Genomic DNA, 14,846 nt, shown 5'->3' with positions numbered 1-14,846 from the left:
CCGCCGCGCCCTCAAGCGCTGGGCCAGGTATACACCCCACCCCTCTGTAGGAGCGAGCTTGCCTCGCGAGCTTTGTTCTGCTTTGGAAGAGCTCGCGAGACAAGCTCGCTCCTACAGGGGTTTGGGCCAAGGCTTTACTGCGCCAATGCGCGCAATCTGGCCAGCTCTTCGGTGCTCATCGGGATCCCTTCGCCCACCGATTTGGCGCGCTCGATAAAGCGTCGGTCACCCGGCATGCGTTCAAGGCCCACGGCATGCATCTGGCGCACCAGTTCGGCGCTGCGCTGGGCGAAGCTGTTGCCGCCGGACTTGGTGGGGTCGATGACGATTAGCAGTTGGCCGGTCCACGGGGTTTGCGCGCCGGGGTGCTGCTTCCAGTCGAACTCGAACGAGAAGTTGCCACCGGTCAACGCTGCCGCCAGCAGTTCGACCATCATCGACAGCGCCGAACCTTTATGCCCGCCGAAGGGCAGCAAGGCACCTCCGTCCAGAATTTCTTTGGGGTTTTGCGTCGGCTCGCCATGCTTGTCGACCCCCATGCCCGCAGGCAGGCTGTGGTCCTTGCGCGCGGCAATTTGCACATCGCCGTGGGCAATGGCGCTGGTGGCCAGGTCGAATACGATCGGGTGGCCCCCAGCACAGGGTGCGGCAAAAGCAATCGGGTTGGTGCCAAACAGCGGCTTTTGGGCGCCATGGGGGACTACGCAGGTCATGCTGTTGACCACACTCAGCGCCACCAGCCCTTCTTCGGCAAATGGCTCGACATCCGGCCAGAGTGCTGCGAAGTGATGGGAGTTGCGGATCGCCAGCACTGCAATCCCGGCGCTGCGGGCCTTTTCCACCAGCAGTTCACGCGCCGCTGCCAGCGCAGGCTGGGCAAAGCCATTGGCCGCATCGACGCGGATAAAGCCCGCGGCCACGTCTTCTACCTGCGGCACGGCCTGGCCGTCGACCCAGTTGCTCGCCAGTGATGCCAGGTAACCTGGAATACGGAACACCCCGTGACTGTAGGAACCGTCGCGTTGCGCCCGGGCGCAGTTGTCTGCCAATACCTGCGCGACCGCCTGCGACGTACCGTGACGCTCAAATATCTGCTGCAGCAAGGCGGTCAGTTCGCTGAGGGTCAGCGACTCCATAGCCTGGGACGAGGTAACGGGCTGGGACATTCTGGCGCTCCAATCTAGTTGTTTTTATGCTCGGCCAACTATCCTGCGATGACAGTTATCTGTCAATTCTTGACTTAACGACAGAAAACATTCACTTTCTGCAACGCGCTGATACAACAACAGGAAAGCAGCCGTGAGCCAGTCGATTAAACAACGCCTCGAAAGCAGTCTGTCAACCGCCGCCCCTTCGGGCCGGGCGATTGCCAGCTACATGCTGGCCAATCTTTACGAGCTGCCATTTCAGACCGCTGCCGACATCGCCGCCAAGCTGGGTGTGAGCGAATCCAGCGTCGGGCGTTTTTGCCGCGCGCTGGGCTATAGCCATTTCAAAGACCTGAAGAACGATCTCAAGGATGACCTGGGCGATGGCCCGTGGCTGGTAGGCGATCGCTTGCAAGAATTCCGCCAGCAATCCAGCCAGAGCCCCCAGGGCTTGCCCCGCAGCTTTGAGCTGGAAGTCGGTGCTCTGGTCAAGGTTTACGAATACAGCCTCACGCCCGAATGGCAGGTCGTGAGTCAGCGCCTGGCCACCCGGCGCAAGGTGTTCGTGGCAGGGTTTCAGACCGAACGCGGGATCGCAGCATCCATGGTGCATTTGCTGCAATACCTGCGTGATGGCGTGCAACTGGTGGACGGCGCCGCCGGGCATTATGCCGATGTGCTGCTGTGCCCGCCCGGGGACTGCGCGCTGGTGGTGTTCGAAGCCCGGCGCTATTCGCGCCATGCCCAACTGTTATGCCGCAAGGCCCGCGAGGCAGGCATTGCCGTCACGCTGGTGACCGACACTTTTTGCGACTGGGCCGACCAGAACGCCGACGAAGTGTTTCGCGTACCGACCGAATTCAATCTGTTCTGGGAATCCACCGCAGCCATGCTGTCGCTGGTGCACCTGCTGATCAACGAAGTGTGCAAACAACTGGGGCCGGACGTGGAGAAGCGTCTTGAGGCTACCGCGGCCTTACACAATGAGTTCGTGGGTTACACATCCTCACCCGGATCAAAACAATAAAACGAGGTGCTAGATGAAACACGTCATTCGCTTTGCCAGTGCATGTGCAATGGTTGTCGCCTTCGCGTCCAACGCTCAGGCCGACAAACTGACTATCGCCACGGAAGGCGCCTACCCTCCGTTTAACTACGTTGATTCGGACAACAAGCTGCACGGCTTTGACGTCGATATCACCGAAGAAGTGTGCAAGCGCATGGGCGCCGACTGCACCATCGTGGCCCAGGACTGGGACGGTATCATCGCCGGCCTGATGGCCAAGAAATACGACGCCATTGTCGCGTCCATGATCGTCAACGAAGAACGCAAAAAGAAGATCGCGTTCACCAATCACTACTACCGCACCCCGCTGTCCATCGCCGTGCCCAAAGACTCTGACATCACCGATGCCCAGTCCGACTTCGCCGGTAAGACCGTAGGTGCCCAGAGCGCCGCCACCCAAAGCATCTATGCCGAGGAGCACTACAAAAAGGCCGATCTGAAGCTGTATCCAACCCTGGATGAAGCGAACAGCGAGCTGGAAAACGAACGAGTCGACGTGGTGATTGCCGACAAGTTCCCGCTACTGGAGTGGGTCAATAAAACCGGCAAGGACTGCTGCAAAATCATCGGCGACGTTGACGGCACCATGGCCGATGCCTCGATTGCCGTACGCAAAGAAGACAACGCCCTGCGTGAGCGCTTCAACAAGGCGCTGGACGAAATCGTTGCCGACGGCACCTATAAAAAGATCTCCGGCAAGTACTTCGACTTCGACATTTACTGAGTCGCCCGCCCTCGGTTGAGGGCCTCCCTGCCAATGACCCTGCCCTGCGCACCCAAGGTGCGCGGTGGCTGAATTTCGGCCCTTTTTTTGTCCGGGGATTCGAGCATGCTCGATCAACTCTCACTTCTCTCCTTCGCCAGTGGCGGCTGGGGCTCGGCGCTGCTTGCCGGGTCGCTGGTGACCATTGCCCTGGCCCTGAGCTGTCTGCCCATCGGCTTGCCGCTGGGCCTGATCGTGGCCGTAGCGGCACGCTCCAAAAACCGCTGGATGCGGGCCTGGGCAACGACCTTTTCCACAGTCTTTCGTGGCCTGCCGGAGCTGCTGACGCTGCTGATCATTTATTACGGCTGCCAGATCGCCGCACAAAAGATCCTCGCCCTGATGGGCTACGACGCTCAGTTCACGATCAATACCTTTGTCGCGGCGATGATTGCGTTCAGCCTGGTATTTGCCGCGTTTTCCAGCGAGATCTGGCTGGGGGCCTTCAAGACCATTCCCAAGGGCCAATTCGAAGCGGCCTCGGCGCTGGGCCTGTCGAAATTCACCACCTTTCGCAAAGTGGTGCTGCCGCAACTGGCGCGTATCGCCCTGCCCGGTCTGTCGAACAACTGGCTGTCACTGCTTAAAGACACGTCCCTGGTGTCGACCATCGCCCTGGTCGACCTGATGCGCCAGACCAATCTGGCGGTCAGCGTCACCAAGGACCCGATGCTCTTTTACACCGTGGCCTGCTTTATCTACCTGTTTTTCTCGGCGATTTCCGGGCGCCTGTTTGCCTTTCTTGAGCGCCACTTCAACCGCCATATACGGAGCGTGCAGCCATGAGCCTGGCGGAACTGCAAAACATGTTTCTCAGCCCCGAGCTGCTGGAACGCTATGGCCCGCGCTTTATCGACGGGCTGCTGGTGACCACCAAGCTGGTGGCGATTTCTTTCACCCTGGGCGCGGTGCTCGGCCTGCTGATTGCCCTGGGCCGCTTGTCCGGCAATCGCTTTGTGCGCAGCTTTACCGGCGCCTACGTGTACTTCTTTCGTGGTTCGCCGCTGCTGGCACAGCTGTTCCTGCTGTATTACGGCCTGGGTTCGTTCAAGGGTTTCTGGCAAGACGTCGGCCTGTGGTGGTTTTTCCGCGATGCCTGGTTCTGCACCCTGCTGGCCTTCACCCTGAACACTGCGGCCTATCAGGCCGAGATCCTGCGCGGCAGCATTCTGTCGGTCGCCCAGGGCCAGCGTGAAGCCTGCAAGGCGCTGAACCTGTCGCGCTGGACCACCTTTCGCAAAATCATCCTGCCGCAATCGCTGCTGGTGGCCATCGGCCCGCTGGGCAATGAATTGATCCTGATGATCAAGGCCAGTGCCATCGCATCGCTGGTCACCATTTACGACCTGATGGGGGTCACCAAGATGGTGTTCTCCCGCAGTTTCGACTTCCAGGTCTATCTATGGGCCGCCGTGCTCTACCTGGTGATCGTGGAAATCGTGCGCCGCAGCCTTAAATTCATCGAAGGCCGTCTCGGACGGCATTTGCAGTAAACCCATTTTTCGGGCTGCAAATACGGCCCTCGTCTCAAGGATTTGTTTATGCATTGCGACACTATCGTTCTGGGGGCCGGCATCGTCGGCGTCAGTACCGCGTTGCAACTCCAGGCACGCGGGCGCAACGTGGTCCTGCTCGACCGCGCCCAGCCGGGCACCGGCACCAGCCATGGCAATGCCGGGCTGATCGAACGCGCCAGTGTTATTCCTTACTCGTTCCCACGAGAAATCGCACGCCTGCTGCGCTATGGCCTCAATCAGCAATCGGACGTGCGCTACAGCCTCAAGCACCTGCCCAAAGCCGGGCCGTGGCTGATGAAATACTGGCAGCAGTCGGGCAGCAAAGGGCTGGCCAAAGCCACCCGGGCCATGCTGCCACTGATTGAACAATGTGTCAGCGAACACGATCTGCTGGCCGAGCCGGCGGGCATGGGCTACCTGATCCAGGACAGCGGCTGGATCGAGGTTTACCGCACCCCGGGCGACTTCGCCAAGGCTCAGCGTGATGCTGACGCCCTGAGCGAGTACAAGCTCAACTATCGGGTACTGAGTCAGCAGCAAGTCCACGCGCTGGAACCCGGCCTGCATACCGATGTGATCGGCGGTATTCACTGGCTCGACCCCAAGACCGTCAGCGATCCGGGCGGCCTGACCCGGGGCTACGCCGAGCTCTTTATCAAGCGCGGCGGTACCTTTGTCACCGGCGATGCCACCAGCCTGCGGCCAACGGCCGGGCAATGGCAGGTCGAGAGCCACAAAGGCCTGATCATCGGCAATGAAGCCGTGATTGCACTGGGCCCCCAGGCCCGGGACATTTTCGAACCGCTGGGCTACCGGATTCCCCTGGCGATCAAGCGCGGCTACCACATGCACTACGCCGCCAAAGACGGCCACACCATGCAGCATCCGATTCTCGACTCGGTGGGCGGCTATGTATTGGCGCCCATGGTGGGTGGTATTCGTCTGACCACAGGGATCGAATTTGCTGACAGTGATGACCCGATCAACGAAATCCAGCTGCGCCGTTGTGAAGAGCGTGCGCAACGCCTGTATCCGCTGGGTGAGCGGGTGGACGCCGAACCCTGGCTTGGCCGCCGCCCTTGCCTGCCGGACATGTGCCCGGTGATTGGGCCCGGCAGCCGGCATAAAGGTTTGTGGTTCAACTTTGGCCATGCCCACCACGGCCTGACGCTGGGTCCGGTCAGCGGCCGCCTGCTGGCAGAAATGATGACGGGCCAAACCCCGTTCACCGACCCGACGCCCTACAGCGCCGAGCGCTTTAACTGATCACTGGAGACGCACCATGCACGCTCAACCTGCCTACGTTCATAATCCTGTGTCGCCAGTCACTGACACCCGCAAGGTGGTGGTGGATATCGCCGGTCTGAACAAGTACTACAGCGCCTTTCATGTACTCAAAGGCATCGACCTTAAAGTGCACGAAGGCGAGCGGATCGTACTGTGCGGGCCCTCCGGCTCGGGCAAGTCGACCCTGATCCGCTGCATCAACCGCCTCGAAATCGCCGAGCAAGGGCGGATCCTGGTCAACAATACCGACCTGTCCCAGGCCACGCGCGAAGCCACACAGGTGCGCAGTGAAATCGGCATGGTGTTTCAACACTTCAACCTGTTCCCGCACATGAGTGTGCTGGACAACTGCATTCTGGCGCCAATGTCGGTACGCGGCCTGTCGCGCAAAAAAGCGGTTGAACTGGCGCAGTACTTTCTGGAAAAGGTCGGTATTGCGATTCAGGCCAACAAGTACCCGAGCCAGCTGTCGGGCGGCCAGCAGCAGCGCGTGGCGATTGCCCGGGCGTTGTGCATGGAGCCGAAAATCATGCTGTTTGATGAGCCGACGTCGGCGCTTGACCCGGAAATGGTCAGCGAAGTACTGGATGTAATGGTCAAGCTGGCGGGCAGTGGCATGACCATGCTCTGCGTCACCCACGAAATGGGCTTTGCCCGTCAGGTGGCCGAGCGGGTGCTGTTTCTGGATGGCGGCATGATCATCGAAGACTCCCCGCCCGAGGACTTCTTCAACGCCCCGAAAAGCCCGCGGGCCAAAGCGTTTCTTGCACAGATCGTGCACTGACAGCCCCTCCTCTCTGTAGGAGCGAGCTTGCTCGCGAGCCCTGTGCGTTGAAAACGCTCGCGAGACAAGCCCGCTCCTACAGGTCGCGGGCAAGCCCGCTGTCACGGGTTGGCTGCTCGCTCCTGCCGGACTGTGTGTTTGCTTCACGCAAAAACCACAGCACCAGCAATGACGTCGCCACGGTCAGCGCCGCCAGGCAGTACAGCAACACTGCAAAGGCCTGCCGGTAAACTTCGCCCAAGGCCGCCCGACTCAGCTCCGGTAATAGACGCCTAGCCTGCTCCAGGTCTCCGGCGGCCAGGTACTGCGCCGCACGGGCGCCCTGCTCCACAGCAAAATGCCCCTGCATCAGTTGCGCCAGCAGCACGCTGACGATGGCCAGGGCGATGCCTTCACCGGCGACCCGGGTGGTGCTGAAAATTCCGCTGGCCATGCCGGCACGTTCCTTGGGCACCACACTGATCGACAGTCCATCCATCAGCCCCCACGGCAGACCTGCTCCCGCCCCTATGACCAGCAACGGAACGATGAACTCCCGGGCCGGCTGACCGACTCCCACCCGGCTCAGCAACAACAACCCGGCAGCAGCGATCAGTAGCCCGATGGCTGACAGCACCCTGGCCGAGACCCAACGAGTGAGCACGCCTGCCAGGTAGGGCACGATCAGCATGGGCGCCGACAACGCCAGCATGATCAGCCCGGCCCGGGTTTCGCTGCGCCCTTCAATGCCGATAAACCGCACCGGCAACAGAATCAGCAGCACCACAAAACAAAAACAGGTGGCGATGGGCAGCAGTTGCACGCCGACAAAGCGCGGGTAACGGAACAGCGACAGATCGAGCATGGGCCGTACCGCTCGCCTTTCGACCGCGATAAAAACGGTTATACATACCAATGCCGCGCCCAGCGTGCCGAGCACCGGTGCACTGCTCCAGCCGCTGTCGGGAGCGGCCAGAATGCCCCAGGTGAAGAGCACCAGCGTCGCGGTAAAACTCAGGGTGCCCTGCCAGTCCAGCCCGCTGGCCTGTGGGTCGGTGGACTCCGCCATCTTCGTCAGTGCAATCAGCAACGCCAGCCCGCCAATCAATGCCCCGGAAACAAATACCGCACGCCAGCCAAAATGTTCGATCAGCCACCCGGCCAGGACCGGCCCCAGTGCCAGGCCGATACCAAAACTGGTCCCCAGCAGGCTGAAGGCCGTGGTCCTGGCCCGTCCTTCAAAAGCATTGGCCAGTGCCGCACTGCCACCGGCCAGCGCCGCGGCGGCCGCCACACCCTGTAACCCTCGCAGAACGTCGAGCCAGACAATGCCCGGCGCCATGCCCAGAGCCAGCGACACGACGCCAAACCCGCCAACCCCGCAGATGAACAGGCGCTTGCGTCCATACCGGTCAGCCAGGGCACCGGCGGCCATCAACAGGCTGCCAAAGCTCAACATAAAGGCATTGGTGATCCAGAGCAGGGCCAGCGGCCCGCCCCCCAGATCGAGACCGATGGCGGGGGTGGCAATCGCGCCACCGGAAAAACTCAGCGGCAGAATCAGCGCCGCGGTGCAAACCGCCAGCAACGTCCAGCCCGCAGTCTGCGGCGGTGTGGGGGGAAGGCTCATCAGAAAACTCCAGTCGCCGTGCGGCATCGCTTAATCAAGGTCGAATCAGGATAAAAGCGATCCAATGCATAGGAAACAGGCTATAAATCCGCACTGACACGACAAAAAATCCGCAATCGGTGATGCCATGGAAAGCTTGAGTGGTCTGCATGCATTTGTAACGGTGGGCAAACTGGGCAGCTATGTAGCCGCCGCCGAGCGCCTGGCCATCTCGGCCTCGGCCGTCGGCAAGAGCGTGGCGCGCCTGGAGGACGGGCTCGGGGTGCGCTTGTTCAACCGCAGCACCCGGCGCTTGAGCCTGACGGAAGAAGGCGCATTGTTCTTCGAGCGCTGCAGCCGGATCGTCGAGCAACTTGAAGAGGCCGAAGCCGAATTGACCCTGGCCCGCGAGGAGCCGCGAGGCCGGTTGCGGGTGAGCCTGCCGGCGATTGGCTATCGGATGTTATTGCCGGTATTGCCCGAGTTCACTCGACGCTATCCGCACATCGAGCTGGATATGGACTTCAGCGACCGCATGGTCGATGTGATTGGTGAAGGGATGGATGCCGTGATCCGCAGCGGCGACTTTGCCGACTCACGGCTCAAGAGCAAAGCACTGGGTTCTTTTCGTTTTGTGCTGGTAGGTGCGCCCGGCTACTTTGCCAGTCAGGGCCTGCCTGCGGCGCCGCAGGATTTGCAGGAGCATGTGTGCTTGCGTTACCGGTTCCCGAGCAACGGCCAGCTCCAGGAGTGGGCGTTTACCACGGCACAGGACGAGCCGCCGGGCAAACGCCCGGACAGACTGGTGTTCAACAATGTCGAAGCGTTGATTGGCGCGGCGGTAGAAGGACTGGGCATCGCCTACGTGCCGGATTTTGCGGTGCATCAGGCCTTGCAGGCGAACCAGCTGGTGGCGGTACTGCACGATCACATCAGCGCTCAGGGGCGTTTTTCGGTGCTCTGGCCCGGCAGCCGGCACTTGCTGCCAAAGCTGCGGGTGTTTGTGGATTTTGTGGCGCAGCACATAAAGCTGGGCCCGCTCCCTCTGTAGGAGCGAGCTTGCCTCGCGACGGCATCCCGGCGGTGCATCTGAATGACCGCGTGCATCGCGAAGCCCGCTCGTTGCTACAGCTGTGCGGCCAGACGCGAACCCTGGTTGATGGCGCGCTTGGCATCCAGTTCGGCCGCAACATCGGCGCCACCGATCAAATGCACGTTCTGCCCGGCGGCAATCAGGCCGTCTTGCAGTTCGCGCAATGGGTCCTGACCGGCGCAAATTACGATGTTGTCCACCGGCAACACTTGCGGCTCGCCTTCGCCAATGCGGATATGTAAGCCGTCGTTGTCGATGCTCAGGTATTCAACGCTGTTGAGCATTTGCACCTGTTTGTTCTTCAGACCGGTCCGGTGAATCCAGCCGGTGGTCTTGCCCAGACCGTCGCCCACTTTGCTCGCCTTGCGTTGCAGCAGGAACACCTGGCGCGCCGGTGCGTGTACCTCAGGCTTGACTCCCGCTACGCCGCCCCGTGCTTCAAGTTGCGTATCAATACCCCATTCTTTCCAGAACGCTTCGCGATCCAGGCTGGTGGCAACGCCCTGTTGCACCAGGAACTCGGATACGTCAAAACCAATCCCGCCCGCGCCAATCACGGCAACCCTGGCGCCGACCGGCTTGCGCTCAAGAATCACGTCCAGATAGCTCAGCACCTTGGGGTTGTCGATGCCGGGTATGGCCGGGGTGCGGGGGGCAATCCCGGTGGCCAGAATGATTTCGTCGAAACCGCCTGCCAGCAACTGCGCCACGTCGACACGGGTGTTCAGGCAAACCTCAACCCCGGTGGTCTGCAGCTTGCGAGCAAAGTAGCGCAGGGTCTCAAAGAACTCTTCCTTGCCCGGTACACGCTTGGCCACGTTGAACTGGCCACCAATCTCGCTGGCGGAGTCGAACAGTGTCACCTGATGCCCGCGCTCGGCCGCCACGGTTGCCGCTGAAAGCCCCGCAGGGCCGGCACCGACCACGGCAATCTTCTTCACTGCAATGGCTGGCAGGTAGTTGAGCTCGGTTTCGTGGCAGGCACGGGGGTTGACCAGGCAGCTGGTGAGCTTGCCGCCAAAGGTGTGGTCCAGGCAGGCCTGGTTGCAGCCGATGCACGTATTGATTTCATCGCTGCGGCCAGCGGCGGCCTTGTTGACGAATTCGGGATCAGCGAGGAACGGGCGCGCCATGGACACCATGTCGGCATCGCCATCGGCCAGAATCTGCTCGGCGATTTGCGGGGTGTTGATGCGGTTGGTGGTGATCAGCGGCACGTTGACCGAACCACGCAACTTGGCGGTCACCTTGCTGAAAGCGCCACGCGGCACTTTGGTGGCGATTGTGGGAATGCGTGCTTCGTGCCAGCCAATGCCGGTGTTAATCAATGTTGCACCGGCCTGCTCGACCGCCTTGGCCAGTTGCACGATCTCGGACCAGACACTGCCCTCGGCAACCAGATCAAGCATCGACAGGCGATAAATAATGATGAAATCCGTGCCCACGGCTTCGCGCACCCGGCGCACGATTTCGACCGGCAGACGCATGCGGTTTTCGTAGCTGCCACCCCAGCGGTCGGTGCGATGGTTGGTGTGCGCGGCGAGGAACTGGTTGATGAAGTAGCCTTCCGAACCCATGATTTCAACACCGTCATAGCCGGCACTTTGAGCCAGCCTGGCGCAGGTCACGAAGTCGCTGATCTGCTTCTCGATGCCCTCTTCATCCAGTTCCTTGGGCGTGAACGGGTTGATCGGCGCCTTGATTGCGCTCGGCGCTACCTGGCGGGGGCTGTAGGCATAACGCCCGGCATGGAGGATCTGCAGACAGATCTTGCCTCCCGCATCGTGGACCGCCCGGGTAACCACCAAATGCTTTTCTGCTTCTTCAGCGGTACTCAACTTAGCCGCGCCACTGTACACACCGCCCTCATCGTTGGGCGCAATGCCCCCCGTGACCATCAGGCCCACACCGCCTTTGGCACGCTCGGCAAAATAGGCCGCCATGCGCTCAAAGCCACCGGGCTTTTCTTCAAGGCCGGTGTGCATGGAGCCCATCAGGCTGCGATTGCGCAAGGTGGTAAAGCCCAGATCCAGGGGGGCCATTAAATGCGGGTAGTGAGAGGCGGTCATCGGCAAGCTCCACAACAGGTTAAATCACGGGACGCGGGGTGCTCTGCGGCTCCCGTCGTTTATGCCAGCCACAGTAAAGATACCTCCTGACTCACTCAATGACTCAAAGTAACAAATTGCTAACCTAAATGCGCAGCCCCCCTTGGCAAGTCGGGACCAGCCCCCTACCCTAGTTGCCGAACCCCGCTCATGGCTTTTGCTTTATTTCTCATGCGTAAATTATTTGGCTGCACCCTGCTCATCACTCTGATCGCCGCAACCGCCGGTTACTGGTTCTGGGCCCAGCAACGCGAGGTGGGCCACTACCTGTCCGATCTGCGCATCGAGCTGGCGATCAACGACGGCGTCAACAATGACCACGGCAACCTGCTTGGCATCGAGCCGGACCTGTCGCCGCGTGATTATCAAAGCCTGGACCTGGTGCACCTGAAACTCGCCGCGTATCTGAACAAAGCGCGTGAGGCCGGGCTGCTCAACGACAAAACCATCGTCGTGCTGCCGGAGCACATCGGCACCTGGCTGATGTTTCGCGGGGAAAAGAACGAGCTGTATCAGGCCGCCAATCTCAATCAGGCCATGCGCTGGCTGTCATTGAGCAATCCGCTGGCCTTCACCAACGCATGGCTTCGCGCCGACGGCGAAAGCCGGGTCAACGATGCCCATCTGCGCATGAAAGCCAAGACCATGGCCAGTGATTACCAGACGCTGTTTGGCGGCCTGGCCAAAGAGTTCGGGGTGACGCTGGTGGCCGGCAGTATTGCGCTGCCCGAACCGCGCATCGAGAACGGCAAATTGCTGCCGGGCACCGGCCCGCTTTACAACAGCAGCATTGTGTTCGGTCGTGACGGAGCGCCTCAGGGCAAACCGCAGCGCCAACTGCTGCCGACTTACGAAGAGCAAAGCTATATCCAGCCCAGCCCTGACCATCAACTGAACGTGGTCGATACCCCGGCCGGACGCTTGGGCATTCTGGTCGGCAGCGACAGCTGGTACCCCGAGAATTACCGCACATTGAACGAACAGGGGGCGCAATTGATTGCCGTTCCCGCGTTCATGATTGGCAAAAAAACCTGGGATCAACCCTGGGGCGGTTTTAAAAGTGTTTCTACGCCCAGCGAAATCAGTCTCAAGCCCGGAGAAGTCAGCGAAGGCGAGGCCTGGCATCGCCTGACGTTGATCAGCAGCGTCCCGAGCAGCACAGCCCAGGCCGGGATCACGGTATTTTCCCGTGGCAAATTCTGGGACAAACGCAGCGTCGGCTGGGGCTTTATCAGCCGCAACGGCCAGACCAGCCCGGACCAGCACGGCGCCGGTGCGCGCTTGCTGAACCTGTGGCTGTAACCCGGTGAAATCTCTGCCGATGCGCCTGGGCGATCTCTCAGTCGGGTTTGTTGAATGCCTGGCCGACGCCGTGCGCAGTTATGGGCAAGACCCTCTGCCCTTGCTTGATCAGTACGGGCTCGATCCTGCCCGGCTCGCCCAACCGCTGGCACGCTTGTCGATCCCGCGCTATATGCGCCTGGGGCATGCCGCCATTGCCTTGACCGGCGACCCGGCACTGGGTTTGCGCATGGGTCAGTTGAGCAAGCTGTCCCAGGCCGGGCTGGCCGGCGTGACCGCAGCCCAGGCCCCCACGGTACGGGAAGCGGCCCGCACGCTGATCCGCTTCGAAGCCTTGTATGGCTCCAACTATCGCGGCCAGTCAAGCCTGCACGAAGACGCCCAGGGTGCCTGGCTACGGTTTTATTCCATCAGCCCGTATAACGCCTACAACCGTTTTGTGGTGGATTCGATCATTGCCGGCTGGCTGCAGCAGCTGTCATCGGTGGCGGGCCGCCCCTTGCTTGGCGAGCATGTCGATATCGAGTTCAGTGAACCCGAGTATGCCGAGCGCTACAGCGTTTTGAGCCACACTGCGGTCAACTTCCGGGCCGAGACCAATCAATTGCGCCTGAACCACGCCAGCCTTGACCTGCGTAATGCGCAGCACTGCCCCACGACCTGGGCGTTCCTGCTGCAATTGTGCGAACGCGAACTGGAACAATTGACCCGCACCCGCAGCCTGCGCGAGCGCATCACGCAAATGCTGGGGCCTTTGCTAAATGGGGGGCGTGAGCCGGACCTTGAAGAGGTGGCGGCACGTCTAAAGCTGCCGACCTGGACTCTACGCCGCAAGCTGGCAGAAGAAGGGACGCAGTTCCGGGCGGTTCTCAACGACACGCGGCGGGACCTCGCCATGACCTATATCCGCGATACGGAATTGGCCTTTGGCGAAATTGCCTACCTGTTGGGATTTGCCTCGGCAGAGGCCTTTCAGAGGGCATTCAAGCGCTGGAACGCGCAAACTCCGGGAGAATTCCGTCGTCGCCAGCGCAACACTGCGTGAGGCATCCTGGAGCTTAAAGCTCGGTTGCGTCATCCGCAGGTTCCAGCGGGTCCAGCTCAAAAGCCTGATACTCGAGCAACTCTTCCTGATAGTCGTCCATTGTCACATCCCTTTTCGTTCTGTTCGTTCAAGTCATGCCTGAGTGGCGCTGAAAGTGAGTGTAAAGCGCTCCCATGAAAGAAAAATGACACCTTCTTGAGCGCGCCCATTCACTGACTTTTTAAACGTAGCAGAGTTCATTGCAATTACCGCACCTTTATTGTGCCGGCACAGGCTCTGGCACGGTGGGTACAGGAGTGATTGCCGGTTCAGGAGCAGGCAATGCGGGTGCCGTGGTTTTTTCCGGCTCAGCAGGCAGGACTGTCGGCGCAGCCGGCGCCGGGGCTGGCTGGGTTTCAACCGGCAACACAGGCTCTGGCTCTGCAGCCGGCACTGACGGCTTGGAGACTGGCTCTGTCGCAGCAGGGACTTGGACTGGTGCAACGGCTTTGGGAGCGGCCTCTACTTTGGCCGGCACAACCTCAGGCACGCCCAGGTCAGTCTTGGGTTTTTCCGGAATATGCGCAGCCTTTTTCACTTCCTTGGGCAGGAACACTTCAACCAGTGCGAAAAAGCGATCGTAGAACTGTGGCGAAGACACGGTTTCGCTGGCCACTTTGACCATTGAGTCATCCGAGGAGCCAATCGGCATCGACACCGAGCCCAGCACCCCCACCCCGAGGCTGGCCGAGTTGTTGACCTTCTTCAGCGCGTAACGGTCCTGCAGTGCGTTGGCAAACATGGCGGCGTGATGTTCTGAACCACCGTCGTCAGCGCAGACCACGTTGAAGCTGATCTCCAGATGACTTTCGCCGGTTTGCTGGAAGCTCTTGTGGCCACTGATCATTTTCGGATCATTGCTGGTGATGATATAGCCCTGGCTGAGCAAGGCGCGGCGTGCAGCCTCGCACGAGGCTTTATCGGTCACCGGGTAATTACGCGAAAACGTGCCCGAATCATCGAAGTTTTCATGCTCGTAGACGGCTGTTTTCTTCGACGAACAACCTGCGAGTCCGGCCAGCAAAAGGACGGCGACCACGGCGCGCAAGGGGAATGACTTAAGCATTAAAGATCCTGAAGAGAACGGTGACGGGGCGTATTGTGCA

At 60.7% G+C, this 14,846-nt stretch carries 13 protein-coding genes; 9 read left to right on the top strand and 4 right to left on the bottom strand.

Annotated elements, in window-relative coordinates:
• Window positions 1-134: 134 nt before the first annotated feature.
• The gene (locus ACP7BO_RS08915) at window positions 135-1,166 is read right to left on the bottom strand and encodes an Ldh family oxidoreductase (RefSeq protein ID WP_426209703.1); all 1,032 of its coding nucleotides are present in this window, start codon (window positions 1,164-1,166) and stop codon (window positions 135-137) included.
• A 133-nt stretch (window positions 1,167-1,299) separates the two neighbouring features.
• Here ACP7BO_RS08915 and ACP7BO_RS08910 point away from each other — a divergent pair, with 133 nt between their 5' ends.
• The 6 genes from ACP7BO_RS08910 to ACP7BO_RS08885 all read left to right on the top strand — a co-directional run bounded on the left by ACP7BO_RS08910 (window position 1,300) and on the right by ACP7BO_RS08885 (window position 6,565).
• Window positions 1,300-2,175 carry a MurR/RpiR family transcriptional regulator gene (locus ACP7BO_RS08910; protein ID WP_397456977.1) on the top strand — a complete coding sequence of 292 codons (876 nt, stop codon included), beginning with the start codon at window positions 1,300-1,302 and terminating at the stop codon, window positions 2,173-2,175.
• Window positions 2,176-2,188: 13 nt separating this feature from the next.
• Window positions 2,189-2,938, top strand: coding sequence for a transporter substrate-binding domain-containing protein (locus ACP7BO_RS08905; protein WP_060692908.1), 750 nt, complete (start codon window positions 2,189-2,191; stop codon window positions 2,936-2,938).
• A 105-nt stretch (window positions 2,939-3,043) separates the two neighbouring features.
• On the top strand, window positions 3,044-3,763 hold the full coding sequence (locus tag ACP7BO_RS08900; RefSeq protein ID WP_010656910.1) for an ABC transporter permease: 720 nt from the start codon (window positions 3,044-3,046) through the stop codon (window positions 3,761-3,763).
• Window positions 3,760-4,470: an ABC transporter permease gene (locus tag ACP7BO_RS08895; protein WP_397456978.1), complete on the top strand. Its 711-nt coding sequence runs from the start codon at window positions 3,760-3,762 to the stop codon at window positions 4,468-4,470. The genes ACP7BO_RS08900 and ACP7BO_RS08895 overlap by 4 nt, the downstream gene beginning before the upstream one ends.
• Window positions 4,471-4,518: 48 nt before the next feature.
• On the top strand, window positions 4,519-5,760 hold the full coding sequence (locus ACP7BO_RS08890) for an NAD(P)/FAD-dependent oxidoreductase (protein ID WP_060692912.1): 1,242 nt from the start codon (window positions 4,519-4,521) through the stop codon (window positions 5,758-5,760).
• Window positions 5,761-5,839: 79 nt separating this feature from the next.
• Window positions 5,840-6,565, top strand: a complete 726-nt coding sequence (locus ACP7BO_RS08885; protein WP_426210358.1) for an amino acid ABC transporter ATP-binding protein — start codon at window positions 5,840-5,842, stop codon at window positions 6,563-6,565.
• 76 nt (window positions 6,566-6,641) lie between these two features.
• Here the strand turns inward: ACP7BO_RS08885 and ACP7BO_RS08880 are convergent, their stop codons facing one another.
• Complete coding sequence (locus ACP7BO_RS08880) at window positions 6,642-8,174, bottom strand: MFS transporter (RefSeq protein ID WP_426209699.1); 1,533 nt, start codon at window positions 8,172-8,174, stop codon at window positions 6,642-6,644.
• Between the two features lie 127 nt (window positions 8,175-8,301).
• On the opposite strand from ACP7BO_RS08880, the gene ACP7BO_RS08875 reads away from it, so the two are divergent.
• Complete coding sequence (locus ACP7BO_RS08875; protein WP_426209697.1) at window positions 8,302-9,204, top strand: LysR family transcriptional regulator; 903 nt, start codon at window positions 8,302-8,304, stop codon at window positions 9,202-9,204.
• Between the two features lie 74 nt (window positions 9,205-9,278).
• Here ACP7BO_RS08875 and ACP7BO_RS08870 read toward each other — a convergent pair whose 3' ends face one another.
• A complete protein-coding gene (locus ACP7BO_RS08870; protein WP_426209695.1) occupies window positions 9,279-11,315 on the bottom strand; it encodes an FAD-dependent oxidoreductase in 2,037 nt (678 codons plus the stop codon).
• A gap of 210 nt (window positions 11,316-11,525) precedes the next feature.
• Between ACP7BO_RS08870 and ACP7BO_RS08865 the strand changes: the two genes are divergently transcribed.
• Together ACP7BO_RS08865 and ACP7BO_RS08860 are read left to right on the top strand one after the other, a co-directional pair.
• On the top strand, window positions 11,526-12,656 hold the full coding sequence (locus ACP7BO_RS08865) for a carbon-nitrogen hydrolase family protein (protein ID WP_060692921.1): 1,131 nt from the start codon (window positions 11,526-11,528) through the stop codon (window positions 12,654-12,656).
• Window positions 12,657-12,660: 4 nt separating this feature from the next.
• Entirely contained in the window at window positions 12,661-13,701 is a 1,041-nt protein-coding gene (locus ACP7BO_RS08860; protein WP_060692923.1) for an AraC family transcriptional regulator, read from the top strand.
• 256 nt (window positions 13,702-13,957) lie between these two features.
• Here ACP7BO_RS08860 and ACP7BO_RS08855 read toward each other — a convergent pair whose 3' ends face one another.
• Window positions 13,958-14,806, bottom strand: a complete 849-nt coding sequence (locus ACP7BO_RS08855) for a DUF2242 domain-containing protein (protein ID WP_426209692.1) — start codon at window positions 14,804-14,806, stop codon at window positions 13,958-13,960.
• Between the last annotated feature and the right edge of the window lie 40 nt (window positions 14,807-14,846).

Origin of the sequence: Pseudomonas sp. TWR2-1-1 (assembly GCF_049897045.1) — a bacterium.
Taxonomy (GTDB): domain Bacteria; phylum Pseudomonadota; class Gammaproteobacteria; order Pseudomonadales; family Pseudomonadaceae; genus Aquipseudomonas; species Aquipseudomonas versuta.
Note: the sequence above shows the minus strand (reverse complement) of the source record. Positions and strands in the feature narration are given on the sequence as shown.

Coding starts and splice junctions, on each gene's coding strand:
- ACP7BO_RS08915 (WP_426209703.1), bottom strand. CDS start 1,166: ATGTCCCAGCCCGTTACCTCGTCCCAGGCTATGGAGTCGCTGACCCTC.
- ACP7BO_RS08880 (WP_426209699.1), bottom strand. CDS start 8,174: ATGAGCCTTCCCCCCACACCGCCGCAGACTGCGGGCTGGACGTTGCTG.
- ACP7BO_RS08900 (WP_010656910.1), top strand. CDS start 3,044: ATGCTCGATCAACTCTCACTTCTCTCCTTCGCCAGTGGCGGCTGGGGC.
- ACP7BO_RS08890 (WP_060692912.1), top strand. CDS start 4,519: ATGCATTGCGACACTATCGTTCTGGGGGCCGGCATCGTCGGCGTCAGT.
- ACP7BO_RS08875 (WP_426209697.1), top strand. CDS start 8,302: ATGGAAAGCTTGAGTGGTCTGCATGCATTTGTAACGGTGGGCAAACTG.
- ACP7BO_RS08855 (WP_426209692.1), bottom strand. CDS start 14,806: ATGCTTAAGTCATTCCCCTTGCGCGCCGTGGTCGCCGTCCTTTTGCTG.
- ACP7BO_RS08905 (WP_060692908.1), top strand. CDS start 2,189: ATGAAACACGTCATTCGCTTTGCCAGTGCATGTGCAATGGTTGTCGCC.
- ACP7BO_RS08895 (WP_397456978.1), top strand. CDS start 3,760: ATGAGCCTGGCGGAACTGCAAAACATGTTTCTCAGCCCCGAGCTGCTG.
- ACP7BO_RS08870 (WP_426209695.1), bottom strand. CDS start 11,315: ATGACCGCCTCTCACTACCCGCATTTAATGGCCCCCCTGGATCTGGGC.
- ACP7BO_RS08865 (WP_060692921.1), top strand. CDS start 11,526: ATGCGTAAATTATTTGGCTGCACCCTGCTCATCACTCTGATCGCCGCA.